The 22482-nt window shown below is 67.2% G+C and carries 17 protein-coding genes and 1 riboswitch; of the genes, 9 read left to right on the forward strand and 8 right to left on the reverse strand.

The window, feature by feature from the left end:
• Positions 1 to 3: 3 nt before the first annotated feature.
• The 3 genes from ACLJPD_RS21800 to ACLJPD_RS21810 form a co-directional block, all read right to left on the reverse strand.
• Complete coding sequence (locus ACLJPD_RS21800) at positions 4 to 1773, reverse strand: MDR family MFS transporter (RefSeq protein ID WP_410874459.1); 1770 nt, start codon at positions 1771 to 1773, stop codon at positions 4 to 6.
• Positions 1770 to 2267, reverse strand: coding sequence for a MarR family winged helix-turn-helix transcriptional regulator (locus ACLJPD_RS21805; protein ID WP_410874460.1), 498 nt, complete (start codon positions 2265 to 2267; stop codon positions 1770 to 1772). The genes ACLJPD_RS21800 and ACLJPD_RS21805 overlap by 4 nt, the downstream gene beginning before the upstream one ends.
• Before the next feature lie 87 nt (positions 2268 to 2354).
• Positions 2355 to 3176 carry a crotonase/enoyl-CoA hydratase family protein gene (locus ACLJPD_RS21810; RefSeq protein ID WP_410874461.1) on the reverse strand — a complete coding sequence of 274 codons (822 nt, stop codon included), beginning with the start codon at positions 3174 to 3176 and terminating at the stop codon, positions 2355 to 2357.
• A gap of 118 nt (positions 3177 to 3294) precedes the next feature.
• Here ACLJPD_RS21810 and ACLJPD_RS21815 point away from each other — a divergent pair, with 118 nt between their 5' ends.
• Positions 3295 to 3771: a YbaK/EbsC family protein gene (locus tag ACLJPD_RS21815; RefSeq protein ID WP_410874462.1), complete on the forward strand. Its 477-nt coding sequence runs from the start codon at positions 3295 to 3297 to the stop codon at positions 3769 to 3771.
• A gap of 2 nt (positions 3772 to 3773) precedes the next feature.
• On the opposite strand, the gene ACLJPD_RS21820 is transcribed toward ACLJPD_RS21815, so the two are convergent.
• Positions 3774 to 4916 carry a Fic family protein gene (locus ACLJPD_RS21820; protein ID WP_410874463.1) on the reverse strand — a complete coding sequence of 381 codons (1143 nt, stop codon included), beginning with the start codon at positions 4914 to 4916 and terminating at the stop codon, positions 3774 to 3776.
• A gap of 97 nt (positions 4917 to 5013) precedes the next feature.
• On the opposite strand from ACLJPD_RS21820, the gene ACLJPD_RS21825 reads away from it, so the two are divergent.
• Positions 5014 to 5577, forward strand: a complete 564-nt coding sequence (locus ACLJPD_RS21825; protein ID WP_410874464.1) for a flavin reductase family protein — start codon at positions 5014 to 5016, stop codon at positions 5575 to 5577.
• Between the two features lie 15 nt (positions 5578 to 5592).
• Here the strand turns inward: ACLJPD_RS21825 and ACLJPD_RS21830 are convergent, their stop codons facing one another.
• Positions 5593 to 6909 (reverse strand): aminotransferase class V-fold PLP-dependent enzyme, encoded by a 1317-nt coding sequence (locus ACLJPD_RS21830; protein WP_410874465.1) that lies wholly within the window; start codon positions 6907 to 6909, stop codon positions 5593 to 5595.
• A 40-nt stretch (positions 6910 to 6949) separates the two neighbouring features.
• Positions 6950 to 7064: riboswitch (SAM riboswitch) on the reverse strand.
• 281 nt (positions 7065 to 7345) lie between these two features.
• Here ACLJPD_RS21830 and ACLJPD_RS21835 point away from each other — a divergent pair.
• From ACLJPD_RS21835 to ACLJPD_RS21860, 6 genes are all read left to right on the forward strand, one after another.
• On the forward strand, positions 7346 to 8464 hold the full coding sequence (locus ACLJPD_RS21835) for an AAA family ATPase (protein ID WP_410874466.1): 1119 nt from the start codon (positions 7346 to 7348) through the stop codon (positions 8462 to 8464).
• Between the two features lie 23 nt (positions 8465 to 8487).
• Entirely contained in the window at positions 8488 to 10683 is a 2196-nt protein-coding gene (locus tag ACLJPD_RS21840) for a S8 family peptidase (protein WP_410874467.1), read from the forward strand.
• Complete coding sequence (locus ACLJPD_RS21845; protein ID WP_410874468.1) at positions 10676 to 11941, forward strand: hypothetical protein; 1266 nt, start codon at positions 10676 to 10678, stop codon at positions 11939 to 11941. The genes ACLJPD_RS21840 and ACLJPD_RS21845 overlap by 8 nt, the downstream gene beginning before the upstream one ends.
• A 109-nt stretch (positions 11942 to 12050) precedes the next feature.
• Positions 12051 to 12485: a MarR family winged helix-turn-helix transcriptional regulator gene (locus ACLJPD_RS21850; RefSeq protein ID WP_410874469.1), complete on the forward strand. Its 435-nt coding sequence runs from the start codon at positions 12051 to 12053 to the stop codon at positions 12483 to 12485.
• A 156-nt stretch (positions 12486 to 12641) separates the two neighbouring features.
• Positions 12642 to 16553 (forward strand): Pls/PosA family non-ribosomal peptide synthetase, encoded by a 3912-nt coding sequence (locus tag ACLJPD_RS21855; protein WP_410874470.1) that lies wholly within the window; start codon positions 12642 to 12644, stop codon positions 16551 to 16553.
• Complete coding sequence (locus tag ACLJPD_RS21860) at positions 16553 to 17917, forward strand: M1 family metallopeptidase (protein ID WP_410874471.1); 1365 nt, start codon at positions 16553 to 16555, stop codon at positions 17915 to 17917. The genes ACLJPD_RS21855 and ACLJPD_RS21860 overlap by 1 nt, the downstream gene beginning before the upstream one ends.
• Positions 17918 to 17919: 2 nt before the next feature.
• Here ACLJPD_RS21860 and ACLJPD_RS21865 read toward each other — a convergent pair whose 3' ends face one another.
• A complete protein-coding gene (locus ACLJPD_RS21865) occupies positions 17920 to 18450 on the reverse strand; it encodes a DUF2752 domain-containing protein (RefSeq protein WP_410874472.1) in 531 nt (176 codons plus the stop codon).
• Positions 18451 to 18612: 162 nt separating this feature from the next.
• On the opposite strand from ACLJPD_RS21865, the gene ACLJPD_RS21870 reads away from it, so the two are divergent.
• Positions 18613 to 19701, forward strand: a complete 1089-nt coding sequence (locus ACLJPD_RS21870; protein ID WP_410874473.1) for an alpha/beta fold hydrolase — start codon at positions 18613 to 18615, stop codon at positions 19699 to 19701.
• A gap of 97 nt (positions 19702 to 19798) precedes the next feature.
• Here the strand turns inward: ACLJPD_RS21870 and ACLJPD_RS21875 are convergent, their stop codons facing one another.
• On the reverse strand, positions 19799 to 21145 hold the full coding sequence (locus tag ACLJPD_RS21875; RefSeq protein ID WP_410874475.1) for an alpha/beta hydrolase family protein: 1347 nt from the start codon (positions 21143 to 21145) through the stop codon (positions 19799 to 19801).
• Positions 21146 to 21161: 16 nt separating this feature from the next.
• Positions 21162 to 21743 (reverse strand): ArsR/SmtB family transcription factor, encoded by a 582-nt coding sequence (locus tag ACLJPD_RS21880; RefSeq protein ID WP_410874476.1) that lies wholly within the window; start codon positions 21741 to 21743, stop codon positions 21162 to 21164.
• Positions 21744 to 22482: the final 739 nt, after the last annotated feature.

Consider the following 22482-nt stretch of genomic DNA (forward strand, 5'->3'; position numbering starts at 1 on the left):
TGATCATGCCGGGGGCGCGGCCGCCCCTGGACGACCACCCGCGCCAGGCCGGTCTCCGGTGGGAACGCTGGACTGCGCGACCGTGTCGGCCAGCGCACCCGCCGCTTCGGCGGCCTTGGCATCGCCATCGGCCTGGATTCCGCCCGACATCCGCAGCGGAACCTCCTTCCAGAACAACACCAGCAGCAGTGCGATCAACGCCACCGCGGACGCGACGAGGAACACCGTCGACATCGAGTCGGCGAAGCCCACCTGGAAGGGCTTGGCGAGGTCGGGGTCGAGTTGCTGGATGATCGAGCTGTCCTGCAGCACGGTGCCCGCGGCCGACGTGTCGTGGGCGAGCAGACCCTTGGCGAGGGCGGCGTCGGCCGGGTTGGTGCTCTTGGCGCCCTCGAGCACGGCCTGCTGGTAGGCGGGGTCCGCGGCCGACTGCTGCATTTCGGCGGTGATGTTCGGGGTGAGCAGCGAGAACAGGATCGACAGGAAGACCGCGGCGCCGAGGGTGCCACCGATCTGGCGGAAGAAGGTCGCCGATGCGGTGGAGACGCCCATGTCCTTGGGCGGCAACGCATTCTGCAACGCCAGGGTCAGCGGCTGCATGAGGTTGCCGAGGCCGAAGCCGGTGGCCGCCATGAACAGCATCGCCAGCCACAGTGGGCTGTCGGCGTCGAGCAGATGCAGCAGGAACAACCCGAGGGTGAGCATGACCGAGCCGATCACCGGGAAGGCTCGGTAGCGGCCGGTTTTCGAGATCAGTCGGCCCGACAGGATCGAGCCGGTCATCATCCCGAGCACCATCGGCATCATCTGCAGACCCGCTTCGGTCGGCCCGGCGCCACGCACCACCTGCAGGTACTGCGGCAGCAACAACATGCCGCCGAACATCGCCGCCCCGACGACGAACGAAATCACCACGCCGAGTGCGAAATTCACGTTGTTGAAGATCCGCAACGGGATCAGCGCCGCATCGCCCATGAACTTCTCGATCGCGACGAACCCGACGAGTCCGAGCGCGCCGATCACATAACAGATCACCGAATACGTACTGCTCCAGCCCCATTCGCGGCCCTGTTCGGCCACGATCAGCAGCGGAACCAGTCCGATCGCCAGCACCACCGCCCCCGCGAAGTCGATGCGATGGGTGGCGTGCGGCTTGCGCGGCAGTTGCAGCACCCGGGTCACCACCACCAGGGCCAGCAGCCCCAGCGGCACGTTCACCAGGAACACCCAGCGCCAGCCCGTGATGCCGAGGATGGTGTCCTGCCCGGCCAGCAGACCGCCGAGCACCGGCCCGAGCACACTCGAAATGCCGAATACCGCAAGGAAATAGCCCTGGTAGCGGGCGCGTTCACGGGGCGCGATGATGTCGCCCATGATGGCCAGCGCCAGTGACATCAGCCCACCCGCGCCGAGGCCCTGGAAGGCCCGGAACGCGGCCAGCTGATACATCGAGGTGGCCAGCGTGCACAGCAGCGAACCGACGATGAACAGCCCGATTGCCGCCAGGAAGAACGGCTTTCGGCCGAACATGTCCGACAGTTTGCCGTAGAGCGGGGTACTGATCGTCGCCGTGATCAGGTAGGCCGTGGTGGCCCATGCCTGCAGCGAATAGCCGTCGAGGTCGTCGGCGATGGTGCGGATGGAGGTCGACACGATGGTCTGATCGAGCGAGGCCAGCAGCATGCCGAGCATCAGCCCGGACAGGATGGTCAGGATCTGGCGGTGGGTGAAGCCGGCGGGGGAATCCACCGGGCGCGCCGCTGTGGTTGTCACGTGTCGTTCTCCGTCGAGGTAGTGCTCAGAGCGTGCGGCCGGGCGAGCAGGGCCGGGCGAGCGTGGTCGTAGTCGGTCACGAAGCGGGTGAGCAGGCCGGCGAAACTCGCCCGGTCGGCCGCCGACCAGTGCTCGGTGATGATCGTGACGGCTTCCTGTCTGCGCGCGCGGATCCGGGCAGCGACGTCGCGGCCCTCGTCCGTGGCTTGCAGCACGGTCGCGCGCCCGTCGTCCGGGTCGGCGGTGCGGACCACCAGTCCCCGGCCCACCAGCTGGGCAACCTGCCTGCTCACCGTCGACGCGTCGGAGTGCACCGCCTCGGCGAGCGCGCCCGACCGCATCGCGCCGTCGCAGACCAGCCGGAACAGCACGATGAAGCCGGCCGGGTCGATCCCCGAGGCGTCGTTCATCTGGGCCAGCGAGCGATCGCGCAGGCGATGCAGCCGGACGAGCTGGGAGGCGATTATGTCGATCGCCTGCTCGATCTCGCTCATCTCTCACCTTTACTTGCATCATACAATTAGTTGTGTGATGCAAGTATGTAGGCAGAACGGTCGCCGGGGCAACCGTTTGAACTACCTTTACTCGCCCTTGAACTCCGGCGCGCGCTTCTGGAACACCGCCGTGATCGCCTCGGTGAGGTCCTTCGACGGCAGGAACGCCGCGTTCCACGTCGACACATAACGCAAGCCCTCGGCCACCGCCGGGCTGGTCCGCTGCTCGAGCACGTCCTTGATGCCCTTCACCACCAGCGGCGGGTTGCCCGCGATCTCCTGAGCCATCGCGTGCGCGGCGGCCAGCACGGCATCCTGATCGGCGAACACCTCGTTCACCAGCCCCATCCGCTCGGCCCGCGCCGCGTCGATGTCCTTGGCGGTGAACGCCAGCTCACGCAGATTGCCCTCGCCGATGATGCCGGGCAGCCGCTGCAGCGAACCGATGTCGGCGACGATCGCCACCTTCGCCTCACGCAGGCTGAACTTGGCATCCGCGCTGGCCAGGCGAATATCAGCGGCCGCGATCAAGTCGAGCCCACCGCCGATGCACCACCCCGACACCGCCGCGATCACCGGCTTGGTGCACTCGGCCAGCGCCGTCACCGAGGCCTGCATCCGGCGGACGTCCTTGAGGAACTCCGTGCGCGGCGCCGCCTTCGCGTCGTCGGCCAGCACCGGCGCCAGCATCCCCCCGGTAGCGGCCAGGTCGAGCCCGAACGAGAAGTGCTTGCCCGACCCCGTGATCACCACGGCACGGACCTGCGGGTCCACATCGAGCTCAGCGAAAACCTCCGGCAGCTCGCGCCAGAAGTCAGGTCCCATCGCATTGCCCTTACCCGGCCCGGTCAACGTGACCTGGGCAACGTTGTCGGAGATCTCGACGGTAAAAGCCTTCCATTCACTCATGGGGTGATTATCGCCTGGGCGGGTCGCGTACCTGGGCCCGCACCCCTGGCGAATTCGGGGTTACTCGAAATTCGCACTCCCCCCGCGCATTTCCTGCAATCGACCTACTCTGGATGACATGCGCAGGTCGTCATTGCCGCCGGTCGCATGCCGGGTCGCGGAAACACTCATCGCCCGCGGGCATCACGGCGTCATCGTCTGCCCCGAGACGCCGGCCCTCACCGCGGCCGATGCCGCTCGCGCCATGGGTGCCCAATCCACCGCCATCCTCACCGCCCAGGTCTTCCTGCTCGACGACGACCCCGTCCTGCTCCTGGTAGCCGACCACCACCGCGTCGACCTCGCCCGCACCGGCAAACGTCTCGAAGGCACCCTGACCCCCGCCCCCACCGCCCTGGTCGAACGCATCACCGGCCAACCCATCGACGGCACGGCCCCGCTCGGCCACCCCACCAACCTGCCCACCTGGGTGGACACCGCCCTCGCCGCCCACCCCGAAGTCTGGGCGGCCGGTGGTCACCCGAACACAGTGTTTCGCACCAACTTCCGCGAATTGGTCCGCATCACGGCAGGCCTGCCGATCGACATCGACTAAAGCTAGGCGCGATCGGTGTAAGGGTTGATCAGAGTCGTTGGGGTATGAGCGGTCTCGAGTACACCCTCCGGGAAACGGGGACCTGCTGCGTAGTATCTGGCACGAGTGCGGCCCACTGGCACTAGTACCTCGCGGCGCACCATCTCACGTAGATCGCGTTGCGCCTGTTGTGTATTGAGCCCTTCCGCCTGCTCGTACCTGGTCCGACGCACGCGACCCGCCATGGCCACATCGTGCAGCGCGGACACGATGCGTTCATCGGAGCCTGCCGCCCGCAAGTAGTCCGAGGCCCCGTCCCACACCCGCCGTGAACGCTCGACCCGCGCGTGCACGGTCTGCGCCTGCTGGTGATAGGCGGTCAGACTGAAGCGGATCCACTCAGAAACATCCTGATCAGGCCTGTACACACTGCCCCGCCGCCCGAGTACCTGGTAGTACTCCCAGGTATTACCCGGCCTCCCGAGCCAGGCTTCGATGGAAGAGAACTCCGGCGCGATGACACCTTCGCGCGCGATCATCAATGTCTGTAGCGACCGCGACATCCGACCGTTCCCATCAGCCCAGGGATGAATCGACACCAGATGCAGATGCGCCATCGCGGCAGAAATCAGTGAATGTGTCGCCGTCGGCGTATTCAGCCAATCGACCAGCTCACCCATGAGAGCAGGGACCTGCTCGACATCAGGGGCAGTGTAGGCGGCGATACTCGGATCGCGGGCGTCGGTGACATAGACCGGGCCACGTCGCCACTGCCCCGCGGGCTTGCGAGTCGAGTGCCGGTGCCCCTGCAGCATCCAGTGCAGGGCATTGAGAAATCCCGCGCTGTATTCGAAGTCCTCGACGTCGTGCAGCGTCTGTATATAGGTCATCATCCGCGCGTAAGCCGAGGTCTCGGCACGATTCTCGTCCGAGACCTCGACGTCACGCTCGCCGGCGAGCAGGTCCTCCACGTCGACCGTCGAGACCTTGAACCCCTCGATCGAGTTGGACGCCGACACCGCGTCGGCGGTCAGGAACTTCCGCAACCCGCCTACCCAGACCACCGGAACACTCTGCAGTTCATACCGGAGGGACTCGCGCATCCGGTCGACCTCGGCGAGCACCACTTCGTCGTCCGACGACAGCTTCGGCGTAGGAAACAGCATCCCCCGATGATGCATTGACGCAATCATTACGTCAACAGCCACTGCGGGTGAGTTGAATCAAACGGACACAGCGGGTGCGGGAACGACCGGCGGGCGTATGTTGGGGCCGGTGGGCGATGTGCAACCTTCTGAGACCGGACTGGTGGTTCCCGACGATCTGAGCGGGATCACGGCTGAGCAATATCGGGCATCCATGCGGCACTATCCGGCCGGCGTCACCGTGGTGACGCTCGGAGCGGAGAGCGGGCCGGTCGGATTCACCGCGACCTCCTTCGCGTCGCTCTCGCTGGAACCGCCCCTGGTGTCCTTCAATATCGCCCACACCTCATCGAGCATCGACGCCTTGCGAGCCGCCGACTCGGTGGTGATCCACTTCCTGGGCGAACACCAACACCACCTAGCCCACCGCTTCTCCCGCACCGCCGCCGACCGCTTCACCGACCGCTCTCTCTGGACCACCCTCGACACCGGCGAACCAGTCCTGCACGGCACCCCCATCTGGCTCCGCACCACCCTCCACAAACTCATCGACCTCGGCGACCACACCCTGGCCGTAGGCCTGGTAACCCGAGTCCACGACCAAACCGAAGAGTCCCCCTCAGCAGCCCCACTGCTCTACTACAACGGCAAATACCACCGCCCGACAGCCCTCGACACCTGAGACCGGCGTCATCGTTCAGCCGATCAGGCAGGGGGCTGCGCCTTCAGGGGAAGAGGTGGTGAGGGGGCGGGTTTCGGGGGTGGGGTTCCAGTGGCCGTCGGTGGCGGCGTAGGTCCAGGTGGGGCCGTTGGTGATCAGGGTAGTGACCGCTTCGATCAGGCGGTCTACGTCGGCGGCGGTGGTACCGAGGCCGATGCTGGCTCGCAGGGCCGCGTCGAGGCCGAGGCTGGTGAGGAGGGGGTGGGCGCAGAAGCGGCCGTCACGCAGGCCGATGGCGTGTTCGGCGGAGAGGTAGGCGGCGACCTGGCCGGGGGCGTAGTCGGCGATGGTGAAGGCGACGATGCCGACGCAGTCGGGGCTGTCGGACCAGATGTTGACCAGGTCGACGCCGGGGATCGCGGACAGGCCGTCGCGGAGCCGATCGGCCAGGAAGCGTTCGTGGGCAACGAGTTCGGTGGGGTCGATGGCGGCGAGCGCATCGCAGGCGGCGGCGATAGCGGCCGCGCCCAACACATTCGGCGAACCGGCCTCGTGCCGCTGGGGCGCGCAGGCCCATTCGACCGCTGTCACACCGACCTCGCGCACGGCACCACCACCGGCGAGGTACGGCTCACCCTGGTCCAGCCAGTCCCGCCGCCCGACGAGCACGCCCGAACCGAACGGGGCGTACAGCTTGTGCCCGGAGAACGCGAGGTAGTCGATCCCGCTCTCGCGCAGGGAGATCCGTCGATGTGGGGCCAGCTGAGCGGCATCGACCAGGATGCGCGCACCACACAGGTGGGCGATGGTCGCGAGGCGTTCCAGCGGCAGCACTTCACCGGTGACATTGGACGCCCCCGTCACCGCAAGCAGCGCGGCAGGCTTGCTGCACAGCTCGGCCACAACGCGCTGAATCGTCTCCTCGACGGTATTCGCGGCCCGAACAACCCGACGACCGTGCTTGGTCCACGGCAAAAAGTTCGCGTGATGCTCGATATCGAGGACCACGGTCTCCCCCGGCACGCACCCGGCCAGCAGGTTCAGTGAATCGGTGGTGTTGCGCGTGAACACCACGACCTGGTCGTCGTCAGCATCGAGGAACCGGGCAACCGAACCACGCGAGGCCTCGTAGCACTCGGTCGAGATGCGTGAGGCGTACCCCGCACCCCGATGCACGCTGGCGTAGAACGGCAACAACTGCGAAATCCGGTCGGTGACCTGCTTCAACGCGGGCGCACTCGCCGCGTAGTCGAAGTTGGCGTAGGTGCTTGTACCGCCCTGAACGAGCGGAACCCGCAGGTCAGCACCGGAAACAGCGGCGATGGCACAGGTGGGGTCGATTACAGCAGTCATGACGAAATCCCGTCGGCTCAGGGACCCGCTCAAAAGAGGTGGCCCGCGCTTGCCGCGCCCAATTCGGACGTCAGCCTGGTCGTCACCCGGAGCACCCCACCGCGGAGGAGGGTTGCCGACCAGCAAGCCGGGGCTGAACGCTGGTACTCGTGACCTGCAACGAGAGTGGCAGACGACCGCCGGACCTGTCAACCACCCTCGTTTTCGAGGCACGCCCGAAGCGAAGGGAATCGCCCATGACCCGGCGTGGCGGAACTAGCATCCGACGAAGGGAATTGCTGCGCTGAGGGCTCGGCAGATCAATGTGGCGCTGCGGGTGGGGTCCGATGTCAAACCGGTACACAAGGGGTGAACTTTGCCCGTGATGGACGCCGTACGATCGAGTGAAGCGAAAACCGTCCACGCATATGATCGGAAGAAGACCATGTCACACGCCTTGAGCTCCACTTCGGCGGACGTGAGCGCCGATCTGCCCGACGAATTCGTCCACCTGGCCAGGTTGGCGTTGGCCGGGCGTGAGCAGGATGTCGCGATGTTCGTGCGGCGGGCCGCGCGGCGACACCGCCATGCCAGTCCCGAGCTGGCCGACGCGTTGATCGCGCTGCTGCGACAGAACCCCACGCGCGCCAATCCCCTACGCGCGGAGGTGGATACGCCGATTCCGGTCGACGGGGACAGCAGACTGCCGCTGCTGCGGGTGACCGCGCCCGGCGCCACCGCCGAAGTACCGATTCTGGCTGCCGAAACCTACGCCGTGCTCACCCAGATCGTCGACGAACGCAAGCAGGTCGACCGGCTGGCCGCCGCCGATCTCACCCCGGCGAGCAGCCTGCTGTTCGTGGGTCCGCCCGGTGTCGGCAAGACGATGGCAGCGGCTTGGCTGGCCCACCAATTGTCTTTGCCACTGGTGGTTCTCGACCTGGCGACCATCATGAGCAGCCTGCTCGGCAAGACCGGCACCAACCTGCGCCACGCCATCGATTACGCCAAGCAGCGGCCGTGCGTCCTGCTGCTCGACGAGCTCGACGCCATCGCCAAACGCCGCGACGACGATCGCGACGTGGGCGAACTGAAGCGCCTGGTGACGGTGCTGCTGCAGCAGATCGACGACTGGCCGACCGGCGGCGGCCTTGTCATCGGCGCGACCAACCACGCCGACCTGCTTGATCCGGCCGTGTGGCGGCGCTTCGAGGTGAGCGTGGAGTTCGCATTGCCCGAGGCGGAGCAACGCTGCGAGGCGATCCGCCGGTTCGCGGGCCAGCCGCTGCCCGACGGTGCGGTAGATGCGGTCGCGCTCGCGTCGAAAGGGCTGTCGTTCAACGACATAGAGCGAACCATGCTGCGGTTGCGCAGGCGCTGTGTGCTGGAGGACCAGCTACTACCCGGCTTGATGGCCGAGCATTCCGCACGACTAGTAGCTGAACTTCCCAAAACGGATCGGTTACGGCTCGCACAGACGCTGACGGGCGTGTCAGGCTTGTCTCAGAGACAGATCAGTGCGCTCACGGGGGTCTCGCGTGACACCATCCGTGGCTTCACACATCGACGGGAATAACGTGGCAGCTGGGGGGATTTCGGGTGGCGGGACCGCGATTTCTGATCGGCTTCGGTGAGCGACTGACCACGCCCATCTCCCCCAGCAGGTCCGGTGGTTCGCCGCAGCCGCCGTACACGGTCGAGCAGGCGCGGGCCCGGCTCGCGCCGATGTTGAGCGCAGCGACCGCGAGTGCCGACTCGTTGCCGAAAACGGCCTGCCCGGAGGACGAGACCGTCGCCGCGGTCACCCTGCATCCGCAGTACCTGTCCAAAAGTGGCTATCCCACCAGACTTCTCACGTCGATGCAGCTGGATCCACTGGGCAGCAGGCCGGTGGCGATCGCCCCGGAACACGGCACACCACGGGCCAGCACCCTGCTGTTCCTGGCGACGACTCGCGTCAATCTGCAGTTGCTCGCGGCGCGGATCCGCGCCGACGCACCGCTGGGCGGCGCCGAGAACGGCATCGTCAGCCTGGCGGAATTCCGCCTCAACAATCCCGAGGACAGGCTCAGACTCGCGACGGCGCCGCGCGATTCGGAGACGGTCGCCGAATTGGTCCTGCACTCCGATCGCGACATCGCCCTCCAGGGCCTGCTCGACTTCTCCCGCGACCTCGACCTCGACGTGGCGATCGACCGCAGACTCGACAACGGCGGCCTCGCCTTCGTCCCCGTCACCGGCACCCACGCCGCCATCGCCGCGCTCGCCGACTACTCGTTCACCAGGGTAATTCGCCGCATGCCCCGCATGCGAACCCAACTCGGACGTGACACCTTCACCAGGACAAGACTTTCCACCTTCCGGCCGGTCCTGCCGACCGCCGAACCGACCGATCGGGAACTCACCATCGCGGTCTTCGACGGCGGTCTGCCCACCGAAACCCCGCTGACCCGCTGGGTCGACACCCACACTTTCGTCGACAGCGCCGCGCCGCAGCGCAACTACCTCGATCACGGCCACCGCGTCACCTCAGCGCTGCTGTTCGGCAGTGTCGACCCGGTCCATCCGGTTCCGGTCCCCTACGGCTATATCGACCACTACCAGGTGCTCGACGAAAACACCGACGACGACCAGTGCGAGCTGTACGCGGCGATCGAACGCATCGATACCGTGCTGCGCCAACGCAAATACGAGTTCGTCAACGTCAGCATCGGCCCAGAGCTGCCCATCGAAGACGACGAGGTACACGCCTGGACCGCGTTCTGGGACGACTACCTCAGCGACGGCACCACCCTGGCCACCATCGCGGTCGGCAACAACGGCGAAGCCGACAAGCCCAGTGGCAATGCGCGCGTGCAGGTTCCGGCCGACAGTGTCAACGCGCTCGCGATCGGATCGTCGGATCGCGTGGGAGCCCAATGGAACCGCGCGCCGTACTCCGCGATCGGTCCCGGCCGCTCCCCCGGCACCGTGAAACCCGACCTACTCGCCTTCGGCGGCAGCGATCACGAACCGTTCCACGTCGTCGGCCCGGACGGCACCGCCGTACCCGACTCCGGCACCAGCTTCGCGGCCCCGATGGCGTTGCGCGCCGCACTGGGCGCCCGCACCCTGTTCGGCCCGAAACTCGGCGCGCTCGACCTGAAGGCGCTGCTCGTGCACACCGCCGAACGACGCACCAGCTCACCGGATTCCGACTCCGGTCACGGCCGCATCGCCGCCACCCTGGCCGATATGGTCCTCTGTGGCGACGGCGAGGCCCGGGTCCTCTACCAGGGTGAACTCACCCCGGCGAAGTACCTGCGCGCCCAGATCCCGCTGCCGGCGGCGCTGCCCGCCGGCATGGTCCGAATTCGCGCCACCCTCGTCTACGCCACCCCGGTCGACCCCGCCGATCCCGGCAGCTACACGCGCAGCGGTCTCGACGTCACCTTCCGCCCGCACGACGAGAAGTTCGCCGAACCGACCAGGATCCACCCCGATTCGGCCCCGTTCTTCCGCGCCACCGAGCTCGACCCCGAGGCTGTCCTGCGCCGCAACGCGCACAAGTGGGACACGGTGCTGCACGCCGAGCGGAGCAAGCGCGTCAACAGCCTGCGCAACCCGGTCTTCGACATCCACCACAACGCGCGGGAATCGGGGCACCCCACCGCCACCGCGCAGCCGATCCGCTATTCGATGGTGATCACCGTGCGCCACGCCAAGGTGGACGACCTGTACGAGCGGGTGCTGAGCGCGTACGTGACCCAACTGGAGGCATTGCGCCCGACGATCGAGATCCCGCTCGATGTCTGAGTTCCCGGCGGAGATCTTCGTCGACCCGATCGCGGCGCGGCGGCTGAGTTGTCAGAGCGTGTACCGGCTGCAACACCTCGGCGCGCGGCTGTTTCCGTGGCAGGAGGAGACGTTCACCGAACTCCTGCTCGGCCACCTGACGGGCGTGGACTACCGCATCGACGCACCCTGCCCCGATTGCGTGCCGCCGCGACGGTGCACGTCGTGGGGCTCGGCCTCGCAGGCAACCGGATCGGGCGGGCTGAGGCTGCTCACCAGACCCGAGGAAGGTGGTAATCGGGGGCGCGGAAGACGTGGAGTCGGCGCGGATTTCATCTACAGCGTGCGGGAACCTTCGGGTATCAGCGAGGTGCGGTTACTGATCCAGGCCAAGCGGGCCAGACGCGGGGAACCGATCAAATCAGCGGCGCTTCCTGCCGCGCAGCGAGCCGACTTGCGCGACGCCGCACAGCATTTCGGCGCGACCGCGTATTACCTGTTCTACGCCGAGTCCGAGTCGGCGCACATCGGCCATCTCACCCGCTGCGCCGAGCACACCAGCCCCTCGGACACCTCGATCGTGATCGTTCCCGCGCAGGTCCTCACGCGCGTGTTCGACGACGAGAAGCGTGGTTCGATCGCGGCGGACCTCGTCTTCGCGCTCGGGCGCACCCTGCTGTGCCTGGACGGTTGCGCTCCCGCGCCGGGCCTGTCGGCCTTCGACCGCGTGCTCGGCTTCGTCCGCGAGGACAACCCCGACTACCAGCCCGTCGATCCCGAAACGAGACTGCCCGGCACACCCGCCGTCACCGTCATCGGCACCCGCGCCAAACCACCCCGCCGCCCGCCGTCGCGTCGCGTGACCCGCGCGGGTCATCATGTCGGCGACGGCGAGATCCTGTGGGTCGATCTGAGCGCGGCGGACCGATGGGCGCGACAGTCCGCCCCCGCCGACTCCTCGCCGACGACAGCGCCGAGCTGGTTCGACGGCATCGGCGCTGACCAACTGCGCGAGCGCGCGCGAAAGTACTGGCGGCTCGCCGTGCACCGAGCCGTGTCGGTGCGCTACGTCGCGGCGTGGGCCGACGGTGAGGTGCGCGCGGTCTACCGGGTACTCGACGATTCCCTCGTCATCCACCACGATCACGGCGGCAAGGTCTCCTTCGATCTCGCCGAGCTCGACCCCGAATCGAACGCGCACGCCCAGGTCCTGCGCCGGGCTCAGGCCTATCAGGCGGCGCGTTCGCCACGCGCACGCAATGTCGTCGGTTATCCCTGACGGATTGCCCCGAGTTGCCTGCTCACGCGCAATTTCCAACCATCTACGAACCCCATGATGGAAACCCCAAATGATTGGGTAGCTCCACCATTTGCTAGAGTTCCCTCTCATGTCCACGAACACGAACTCCGTCCGCGGCCTGCCGCGCTACCCGGTGTACGCGCTCGGACGGCTCACCAAGGCGCTGCACGCCGAGATCGACGTCCCGTTGCGCGATCACTGGGTGCTCACCTTCATCGAGGAGAACGCCGACCTGACGCAGAAGAAGGTGGGCGACGCGCTCGGTATCGACCGCAGTGAAGTCGTCCGCCTGATCGACGCACTGGAGCGCGCTGACCTGGTAGAGCGCACCCGCGACGGCAAGGATCGGCGCAAGTACCGGCTGCGGATCACCGAAGCCGGGCGCAAGCAGTGCAAGCGCACCGACAAGCTGATCGCCGAGGCGACCGCGCGCGTGCTCGGCCGCCTCGACGAAGACGAACAGCGGACGCTGCACCGACTGGTGGTCACCGCGCTCGGCGAACCGCCGGAATCACCGTCGTGAACAGCGCGGACGGCACGCCCTTCGCTGCCGTCCGACATCACCCGCACCGAGTACCGTTGGCATCTGGTGACCATCCTGTTTGCCCTCCGGTAACCCGCTCATGAAACAACAGATACCACCGATGGGGGTCAACCGATGAGAGGTGGACTGAGCACAATGCTCGAGCCACACACTGAGGTACCGGCGGTCCTGCGCGACCCGTTGCTGCGCGCGGATCTCGCCGCACCGCCGCGCACCCTGGTCGACATCCTGACCAGCACCGCCCTCGCCCACCCGGACGCGCCGGCCATCGACGACGGCACCGTCGTGCTCAGCTATATGGAACTTATCGCCACGATCGAGGCCAGGATGGCCGAGCTCACCGAGGCGGGCGTGCGACCGGGCGACCGGGTGGGCGTGCGGATGCCCTCCGGCTCCGCCGCGCTGTACGTGACGATTCTGGCCGTGCTCTACTGCGGCGCCGCCTACGTGCCCGTCGACGCCGACGATCCCGAGGAACGCGCCAAGCTGGTCTTCGGCGAGGCTCGGGTGAGCGCGATCGCGACCGCCGACGGTATCGAGTCGGCGACCACCACCGAAGGCGAACACGACTGGAACACCCTGCCCACCCCCGCCGACGACGCGTGGATCATCTTCACCTCCGGCTCCACCGGCACGCCCAAAGGTGTCGCGGTATCGCATCGCAACGCCGCCGCCTTCGTCGACGCCGAGGCCCGCCTGTTCCTCCAGCAGGCTCCGATCGGCCCCGGCGACCGCGTACTGGCCGGGTTGTCGGTGGCCTTCGACGCCTCCTGCGAGGAGATGTGGCTGGCCTGGCGCAACGGCGCCTGCCTGGTCCCCGCCCCGCGCGATCTGGTGCGCACCGGTGCCGACCTCGGCCCGTGGCTGATGCGCCGCGAGATCAGCATCGTCTCCACGGTGCCGACGCTGGCCGCGACCTGGCCCGCGGAAGCACTGGAATCGGTGCGGCTGTTGATCTTCGGCGGCGAAGCGGTGCCACCGGAACTGGCCGAACGATTAGCGGGCGCCGACCGCGAGGTGTGGAACACCTACGGCCCCACCGAGGCAACCGTGGTCGCGTGTGCCGCGCTGCTCACCGGTGAGATGCCCGTGCGCATCGGCCTGCCGCTCGACGGCTGGGACCTCACCGTCGTCGACCCGCAGGGCAACCCGGTGGCCGAAGGCGAAACCGGCGAACTCGTGATCGGTGGCGTGGGCCTGGCCCGCTACCTCGATCCAGCCAAGGACGCGGAGAAGTACGCGCCGCTGCCCTCGCTCGGATGGGAACGCGCTTATCGCAGTGGCGATTTGGTGCGCAACGACCGCGAAGGTCTGATCTTCCTCGGCCGCGCCGACGACCAGATCAAGATCGGCGGCCGTCGTATCGAACTCGGCGAGCTCGACAACGCGCTGCAGCACCTGCCGGGTGTCAGCGGTGCGGCGGCCGCGATCCGAACCACCAAGGCGGGCAACAAGATTCTCGTCGGCTACCTCACCGGCGCCGGGCCCGACTTCGATCTGAAGAAGGCCAGAGAGATTCTGGCCGAACAGCTTCCGGCCCCGCTGGTGCCGCGCCTGGCGATCGTCGCCGACCTGCCGACACGCACCTCCGGCAAGGTCGACCGCGACGCACTGCCGTGGCCGCTGCCCTCGACCGACGAACCGGCCGAGACCGGGCTGTCCGGCACCGCGGCGTGGGTGGCGAACCTGTGGGACGCGATCCTCGGCGCCCAACCCACCGATCTCGACGCGGAATTCTTCGATCTGGGCGGCGGTTCACTGTCGGCGGCGCAGCTCGTCGGCGCGCTGCGTGAGCGGTACCCGCACGTCACCGTCGCCGATCTCTACGACCACCCGCGTCTGGGTTCGCTGGTCGAACTCCTCGACGGCAGCGCACCGGTCGCGGCCGTGGACGTGCGTGTCGTGCGGCCGACGCCGCTGCGCGCGCAGATCATCCAGGTGCTTGCCACGATTCCGCTGACCACCCTGACCGGATTGCAGTGGGTCACCTGGCTCACGGTCGTGTCGGGCATCGCGGGCTGGTCGGGTTCGCTGCCGTGGCTGCCACGCCTGTCGTGGTGGTGGATTCTCCTGGCGTTCGTGCTGTTCATCTCGCCGATCGGCCGGATGACGATCTGCGTGGTCGGCGCTCGAATCCTGCTCGCCGGACTTCGCCCCGGTTCCTATCCTCGCGGCTCGGGCGTGCACCTGCGTCTGTGGGCTGCCGTCCGGCTGTCCGAAGCCAGTGGGGCCGAAAGCCTGTCCGGCGCACCGCTGATGGTCCCGTTCGCGCGCGCGCTCGGCGCCAAGATCGGTCACGGTGTCGACCTGCACAGCCTGCCGCCGGTCACCGGCATGCTCGAACTCGGCGACGGCGCCAGCGTCGAACCCGAGGTGGACCTGTCCGGCTACTGGGTCGACGGCGACATCGTGCACATCGGCGGCATCACCATCGGTGACGGCGCGGTGATCGGCGCCCGCTCGATCCTGTTGCCCGGCACCAAGATCGGCAAGAAGGCCGAGATCGCTCCCGGTTCCGCCGTCTCGGGCAAGGTCAAGGGCGAACAGGAATGGGCGGGTTCACCTGCCGCCAAGACCGGCAAGTCGCGGCACCGCTGGCCCGACCACTCCCCGGAACGGGCGCGGCACTGGCTGGTCGTGTTCGGTCTGTCGTCGATGGTGCTCGGCGCGATGCCCGTGTTCGGCCTCGCCGTCGGCGGCACCTTCATCGCCTGGTGGATCCGCGAGGAGACCACCATCAGCGCCGCCGCCGTGGGTGGTTTCGCCATCCTGCCGCTGGCCACCCTGCTCAGTCTCGGCGTGTACGCCGTGGCCACCGTGCTCGCGGTGCGCCTGCTCAGCATCGGTTTGCGCGAGGGCTACCACCCCGTGCGCAGCCGGACCGGCTGGCAGGTGTGGGCCACCGAACGTCTGCTCGATTCCGCCCGCACCTTCCTGTTCCCGCTCTACGCCAGCCTGCTCACCCCGGTCTGGTTGCGGCTGCTCGGCGCGAAGATCGGCAAGAACGTCGAGGCGTCGACCGTGCTGATGCTGCCCAAGTTCACGGTGATCTCCGATGGCGCGTTCCTGGCCGACGACACCATGATCGGCAGTTACGAACTCGGTGGCGGCTGGCTGCGCATCGGCGAATCCAAGGTCGGCAAACGCGCCTTCCTCGGCAATTCGGGGATGACCGCCCCCGGCCGTCGTGTCCCGAAGAACGGTCTGGTCGCGGTGCTCTCGGCCGCGCCGAACAAGGCCAAGGCGGGCTCGTCCTGGCTGGGCAGCCCGCCGGTGCGGCTGCGTCGCGCGACCGAATCCAGCGACACCTCACGCACGTTCGATCCGCCGCTGCGATTGAAGCTGGCGCGCGCGTTCGTGGAGACCTGCCGATTGATCCCGGTGATGGTGACCTTCGCCATCGGGCTCGGCGTGCTGCTCGTGCTCGCGCTGATCGCCAAGCACACCGACTACCTCGTCGCCGCGCTCGTCTCCGGGCTGGTGCTGATGGCCGCGGGCGCGCTCGCCGGTGTGATCGCGGTGGCCGCGAAGTGGTTGATAGTCGGGCGAATTCGCGCGGTGGAGTATCCGCTGTGGAGCTCGTTCGTGTGGCGCAACGAGGTCTCCGACGCCTTCGTCGAGACCGTCGCGGCACCGTGGTTCGCGCGTGCCGCCACGGGTACTCCGGTGATGAATCTGTGGCTACGCGGACTCGGAGCCAAGATCGGTCGCGGGGTATGGTGCGAGTCCTATTGGCTACCGGAGGCGGACCTGGTGACACTCGGTGACGGCGCGACTGTGGAGCGCGGCTGCGTGGTGCAAACGCACCTGTTCCACGACCGCATCATGTCCATGGACACGGTGACCCTCGAAGCGGGCGCCACCCTCGGACCGCACTGCGTCGCCCTGCCCGCCGCCCACATCGGCGCGGGCGCCACCATCGGACCGGCCTCGCTCGTCATGCGCGGCGACGTGGTTCCCCCGTCGACGCGCTGGTGGGGCAACCCCATCGCGCACTGGACCGATCCCGCCGTGACGCGGGAGTCGAGGCAGCGCGGAGCCGCCTGATGCGGAGCAAGTTCTACGAGGAACCCATCGATAACTATCTGCCGCAGAACGGCAATCGCGGCTATCGCGTGTCCCGCTACGAGTTGGAGCTGAGCTACAAACCGGCCAGCAACCGGCTCGCCGGGCGCGCGGTGGTCATCGCGGTGACCACGACGGTGCGGCCGTGGTTCACCCTCGACATGTCGCAGGCGCTGATGGTGTCGAAGGTGCTCGTCAACGGGTCGAAGGCGGTGAAATTCGTCCATCAGCAGGGCAAGCTCGCGGTAACACCGCAGCAGAAGATCCCCGCCGGTGGCGTTCTCGAGATCACCGTCCACTACGCGGGCACCCCCAAACCGGTGCGCGGGCTGTGGGGCGAGGTCGGCTGGGAAGAGCTCACCGAGGGTGCGCTGGTCGCGAGCCAGCCCAACGGTGCCGCCTCCTGGTTCCCGTGTGACGACCACCCCAGTTCCAAAGCGTCCTACCGCATTTCGATCACCACCGACAGCCCCTTCTACGCCCAAGCCAACGGCACCCTGGTCGGCAAGCAGGCCAAGGCCAGCCAGACCACCTGGGTCTATGAGATGGCCGAGCCGATGGCGAGCTATCTGGCGACGATCCAGATCGGCAACTACCGCAGGTACCGGGTCGGCGCGGTCGGCGAACCGGTGCCGATGCACGCCGTCGTCCCGTCGCGCCTGCGGGTGAACTTCGACCACGATTTCGCGCGTCAGCCCGAGATGATGGCGCTGTTCACCGAGAAGTTCGGGCCGTACCCGTTCGACGATTACACCGTGGTCGTCACCGACGACGAACTGGACATCCCGATCGAGGCGCAGGGCATCTCGATCTTCGGTGCCAACCATTGCGACGGCAAGCGCGGTGCGGAACGTCTTGTCGCACACGAACTCGCGCATCAGTGGTTCGGCAACAGCCTGACGCTGAAGCATTGGCGCGACATCTGGCTGCACGAAGGCTTCGCCTGTTACGCGGAATGGATCTGGTCCGAATCCTCCGGTGGGCCGACCGCGGATCAGCTGGCGCGGGCCGCGCGGGCGAACCTGGCGCGTCAGCCGCAGGACATCGTTGTCGGCGATCCCGGACCCAAGGACATGTTCGACGACCGGGTCTACAAACGTGGGGCGCTCACGCTGCACGCGCTGCGGCTGGAACTACGCGATCACCTGTTCTTCGAACTGATCAGGGAATGGACCGCGCGCTATCGGCACTCCTCTGTCACCACGGAGGAATTCGTCGACCTGGCCGGTCATTACAGTGTGGCGCCGCTGCGTGGGCTGTTCGCGATCTGGCTGGGGACCAAGCCGCTGCCGCAACTTCCGCCGCTGGGCGGGCAGGCACATCAGACACCCGGCAGCGCGGGCTGACGTCAGACGGGCGTCAGCCAGGTGCCCCACGGGGTATTGCGCACAACGGTATAGACGGCGAGTAGGCCGAAGAAGGACCACACGATCACCGGACTGATGCCGGGCATGCGCCACCGTTGTCCGCGGCGGGCGCGCCGGAGCCAGTCGATGACGAAGATCGCGAACGCCAGCGTCAGCGGCACGGCGAGCAGATTGCTGTGCAGCGAGTCGATGATGTTGCCGTCGGTGAGGTTGTGCATCGCGCGCATGCCGCCGCAGCCCGGGCAATACACCCCGAACAGCGCGTAGACCGGGCACAGGCCGTAGGAACCCTCCACGTGCGGGTCGCGGAAACGCAGCAGGGCCAGCGTGCCGATGCCGAGACCGGCGGTGATCAGCGGTGGTGTCAGCCGCTGCCAGGTCGCCGGCTGCTGATCCGCGCCGGAAATCTCGGCCGTGACGTGCGTGTTGTCCACTCCCTTACGGTAGCGGCGCCCGATCGCCACCGCCAGCACGCTACCGACGCGCCCGAACTCCGCCACGCCGGTTCGCATTGTTATCGGGCAGTGTGTAACTTCCGGCGGAATCAGTCGATCTCACAGTGACGGTGCCCACAGTAACCCGGTTCACAACAAGTGGGACACTGTGACCCGCTAACACTAGCTAGCACCCCGGCTTGCACGGTACGGTGGCCTACGACACAAAGGAGTGCCGAGATGCTTGCGAAGTCGATGATGACGTTCGCGGCAGCGCGATCCATGGTCTCTCACCTCGAGACCGGCGCACTGACCGCACAGTTCCGTGCCGGGCTGCGTACCCGCAGCTTCGCTACCGCGAAGCTCAACACCCCCACCGCCCCGCACCAGGTCGTCCCGGTGACCACCGCGGACGGCGCGCGGCTCCGGGTCCACGTCTACGGTCCCGATACCGCCCCCACCCTGGTCCTCATCCACGGTTGGGCCTGCAGTATCGAATACTGGAACCCGCAGATCAACGCCTTCGCCGGCGAGTACCGCGTGGTCAGCTACGACCAGCGCGGCCACGGCGAATCCACCCTCGGCACCGCCACCCCCAGTGAGCACACCCTGGCCGACGACCTGTCCGCCGTCCTCGACGCGACGCTGCGTGGGGACGAGAAGGCGGTCCTGGCCGGGCACAGCATGGGCGGGCTCACCATTCAGGCCTGGGCCAAGCACCACCCCGAGCAGGTGTCGCGGCGCGCGTCCGCGGTGTTGCTCGCCAATACCGCCAATGCCGCCATCCGCGGGGAAACCGACATGCTGCCGATGCTGAACAAGCAGCTCGTCGTCGCCCAGTACCCGGTCACGCTGCTCGGCGCGCCGGTGCGGATGCCGCAGCCGGTGAGCGAGTCGCTGCTGTTCGCGCCGCTGCCGATCCCCGGCGGCTGGCTCACCCAGCAGGTTCTCCGCAGTCGCGTGCTCACCCCCGAGGCCACGGCCGACGAAGTCGACTTCGCGATGGGCATCATCCGCTCCTGCCGTCCGGTCGCGCGTGGCCGCCACGCCGCCGCCATGGCCGACATGGATCTGTCGGCGGGCACCGCCAACCTGACCGTGCCGACCACCGTGATCGCCAGCGCTCGCGACCGACTGCTCCCACAGCGCCTGTCGCGTCCGATCGTCGATATCCTGCGCCGCACCGGTCAGCTGGCCGATTTCCAGGTGCTCCCGCACGGTCACCTCAGCAATATCGAAGACACCGTCGCCTTCGACGCCGTGCTCCACCAGATCCTGCGTCGTGCCATGAACTCTCGGGCCACCCGCCGCAACGCCGCCGCACGCTGACCCGAGTCAGTTCTCCTGAGACCGATCAATGGCGATCGGCCTCAGGGGTAGCTCGAGCCGAGGCCCCCGATCTCGAAGATCGGGGGCTTTCTCGCTGTCAGGGCCTGAGCAGGCCCCAGTACAGCGCCCACAGGGTGAAGCCGATTCCCGCACAGATGATCAGCGCCCACCGGATGCGCGGACCCGCGCCGTCTCGCGGTCGCGGGCGGCCTGCGATGACGAAGACCAGCGCGACCACCGCACCAGCGGCGATCAGCTGCAATGCCGCCCAGGTCAGGGTGCGCCCGAAGATCAGCGGACCGAATTCCGTAGCGTTCGACGACGCGACGAACAGCAGCTGGGCGGTCGCGCCGACTATGCCGATTCCCGCCGTCACCACCAGGATTCGCGCTGGCACCGCATGGGGCAGGCGCCATGCCCGGACGAAGCCAGTCAGTGCGTAACCGAGCAGTGCGAGCACGGTCCCTGAGAGTAGGGCGAGCTGTGCCATCGGCGATTCCCACCACTCCAGGGGGCTCAGCGGCGTCACGGAATGTCCTTGCGCTGCTGGCAGATCCGCGTTTCCGGACGCTGTTTCCGGCAGTCCCTTCACCCAGTCGCCCATGAGCTGGACATAACCAGGGGACAGCTCTGTGCCTTTGTCGAAACCGTCGGTCGTGGTGAAGCCGCCGTGCTGGGCATTCGGCAGGGTAAGCAGCGTGTAGTTCGTCTTTCCCACGCGGTCGAAGACTTCCTGGAAGCCACGCAGGCTGTCACCCGGCGGGGTGAGCCGGTCCTTCTCACCCCAGATCCCCAGCACCGGTTGCTCGATGTCGGCCAAGACGGGCAGGGGATCGTAGTCGGCCTGGGCGAACAACCCCGCACCCGCCATCACGCGGATTCCGTTGCGCCCCAACACATCGATCATTGAACCACGGACGCCCGCGGCCTCGAACCTGGTTTCGTTGGCCCAGGTCTGCTGCGCGGCCGGTGCGCCCGAGTTGGCGGCGATGGTGATCAGGAACGCGACGTCGGCCGACCGGGACACGGCCAGCGGCGCGACCCAACCACCCTCCGACAGTCCCCAGATCCCGACTTTCGACGGGTCGACCTCCAGTCTGCTCCGCAGCGCCGCGACGCCGGCGAGGGCATCGTCGGCGAGCAGGGAGTAGTCGCGGTGCGCTGGGGTGTAGTCCTCGGTGCGCTTGTCGTAGCGCAGCGCGACGATGCCTTCGCGCGCCAGAGCTGTTGCCACTTGGTCGTATTGGGGACTTTTCCCCGTTCCCGATCCGTGCACGAGCACTACGCCGGGTCTGCCGGTCGCGCCCGCGGGGGCGTGGATCGTGCCGTTGGTTGCGGTCGCGTCGGAACGGGTGAAGGTGATGTCGGTGGTGGTGATGTCATCCGCCTGCGCGAGCGGAGCGCCCGCCACGATGGCGGCGATCATGCCGGCGAGCACGGTCATTCGACGAAACATCGTTCTACTCACTGTCGTTCATTCCCGGTGCCGGGAAGGCGATGAACCGGGTCAGCACCCGGCGCGCACCCGGCCTGCCCTCGGCGTGGGTGGACTGGAATCGTTTGAGCAGTGCGAGGTAGTCCTCGCAGAACGCGTCGAGTTCCTCGCGGGTCGCGTAGATCGCGCCGCGCGAGAACGGCATCGCATCGCCCCAGTCACCGAGCTGTTCGCGTTCGTCCCGAAACCGCTGGAACATCTCGATATCGTCGGTGATGTGCTGCGAGACAAGCCCTTCCAGCAACTCACGCATCTCCGGCGACTGATCCTTGTCCAGCCGATAGCGCAAATCCTTCGGCGGCGACCGCCACCACCGCTCCTTACCCTTGGCCAGTTCGGGCGCCTCCTCGATGAACCCGTATTCGGCGAGCTGACGCAGGTGGTAACTGGTCGCCCCGGTGTTCTCCCCCAACCTGGCACCCAACGCCGTTGCCGTGGCGGGCCCGTTCTCGGCGAGCACCCGCAAGATGCGCTGGCGCAGCGGATGCGCGAGCGCCCGCAGCGCGGCGGGGTCGGTGATCTCTCTGGGTGGTACCTCGTCGGCCATACTTGCACAGTACTCTTTGCACGACAATCTGTGCAAAGAACTTTATGCAACGATGAGCCACGGCGGGCCAAAAACCAGCAGGCCCCGGCGCGCATGCGCCGGGGCCTGGGACTTACGTAGGTGGATTTACATTCATCTCTGCTCACCGGCCGAGTGGGCCGATGCCGTACACCGCATCCGACTTTCCTTGAGACGCGGAACTGATAAATGAATACTCAGTGGGCACCACCTCCTGGATTGCCGGTCCTAACCACTTGCTACTGCAACTTCGTACTTCGTCTTGCTTCTTCGTCCGCTCCGGCGGTCCGGCCTACTGCACCGGATTCTCTTCTCCGCCGGAAGGGACGGTCTTACTTCCTACTCCGGGCAGCTCGCCTGCCCGGCCTCTGGACTTATTTGCTGAACGACAGTGACTGTATACCGACTCCCGAGGAATGTCTACCCCCGCCACCACAGATTTTTTCAGCCCATGGCGGCGAGTTACCTCCCCGGCATTCGCCCTGGTCATCGAGGGTGAGCCCCCCGCCGACCGACCCACCGACACGAAAAAGGCCCTCCCCGGCGAACCGGAAAGGACCTTTGACCTGGAGCCGCCTGCGAGAATCGAACTCGCGACCTTTTCATTACAAGTCCCGGGGTTCTACTCGACTGGGAATCGTTGCGCCCGTGGGCTTGACGGCCTGAACCGGGCGGCGGGGGCATGTTCACCGGGGGAAATTTTGGCTCGACCGCTACCGCG

The organism is Nocardia sp. A7 (assembly GCF_046549215.1).
In the GTDB taxonomy this organism is placed as follows: domain Bacteria; phylum Actinomycetota; class Actinomycetes; order Mycobacteriales; family Mycobacteriaceae; genus Nocardia.

Coding starts and splice junctions, on each gene's coding strand:
- ACLJPD_RS21815 (WP_410874462.1), top strand. CDS start 3,295: ATGCGCAGGTCGTCATTGCCGCCGGTCGCATGCCGGGTCGCGGAAACA.
- ACLJPD_RS21860 (WP_410874471.1), top strand. CDS start 16,553: ATGCGGAGCAAGTTCTACGAGGAACCCATCGATAACTATCTGCCGCAG.
- ACLJPD_RS21820 (WP_410874463.1), bottom strand. CDS start 4,916: ATGCTGTTTCCTACGCCGAAGCTGTCGTCGGACGACGAAGTGGTGCTC.
- ACLJPD_RS21855 (WP_410874470.1), top strand. CDS start 12,642: ATGCTCGAGCCACACACTGAGGTACCGGCGGTCCTGCGCGACCCGTTG.
- ACLJPD_RS21870 (WP_410874473.1), top strand. CDS start 18,613: ATGCTTGCGAAGTCGATGATGACGTTCGCGGCAGCGCGATCCATGGTC.
- ACLJPD_RS21850 (WP_410874469.1), top strand. CDS start 12,051: ATGTCCACGAACACGAACTCCGTCCGCGGCCTGCCGCGCTACCCGGTG.
- ACLJPD_RS21810 (WP_410874461.1), bottom strand. CDS start 3,176: ATGAGTGAATGGAAGGCTTTTACCGTCGAGATCTCCGACAACGTTGCC.
- ACLJPD_RS21805 (WP_410874460.1), bottom strand. CDS start 2,267: ATGAGCGAGATCGAGCAGGCGATCGACATAATCGCCTCCCAGCTCGTC.
- ACLJPD_RS21845 (WP_410874468.1), top strand. CDS start 10,676: ATGTCTGAGTTCCCGGCGGAGATCTTCGTCGACCCGATCGCGGCGCGG.
- ACLJPD_RS21825 (WP_410874464.1), top strand. CDS start 5,014: ATGTTGGGGCCGGTGGGCGATGTGCAACCTTCTGAGACCGGACTGGTG.
- ACLJPD_RS21830 (WP_410874465.1), bottom strand. CDS start 6,909: ATGACTGCTGTAATCGACCCCACCTGTGCCATCGCCGCTGTTTCCGGT.
- ACLJPD_RS21865 (WP_410874472.1), bottom strand. CDS start 18,450: ATGCGAACCGGCGTGGCGGAGTTCGGGCGCGTCGGTAGCGTGCTGGCG.
- ACLJPD_RS21880 (WP_410874476.1), bottom strand. CDS start 21,743: ATGGCCGACGAGGTACCACCCAGAGAGATCACCGACCCCGCCGCGCTG.
- ACLJPD_RS21875 (WP_410874475.1), bottom strand. CDS start 21,145: ATGACCGTGCTCGCCGGCATGATCGCCGCCATCGTGGCGGGCGCTCCG.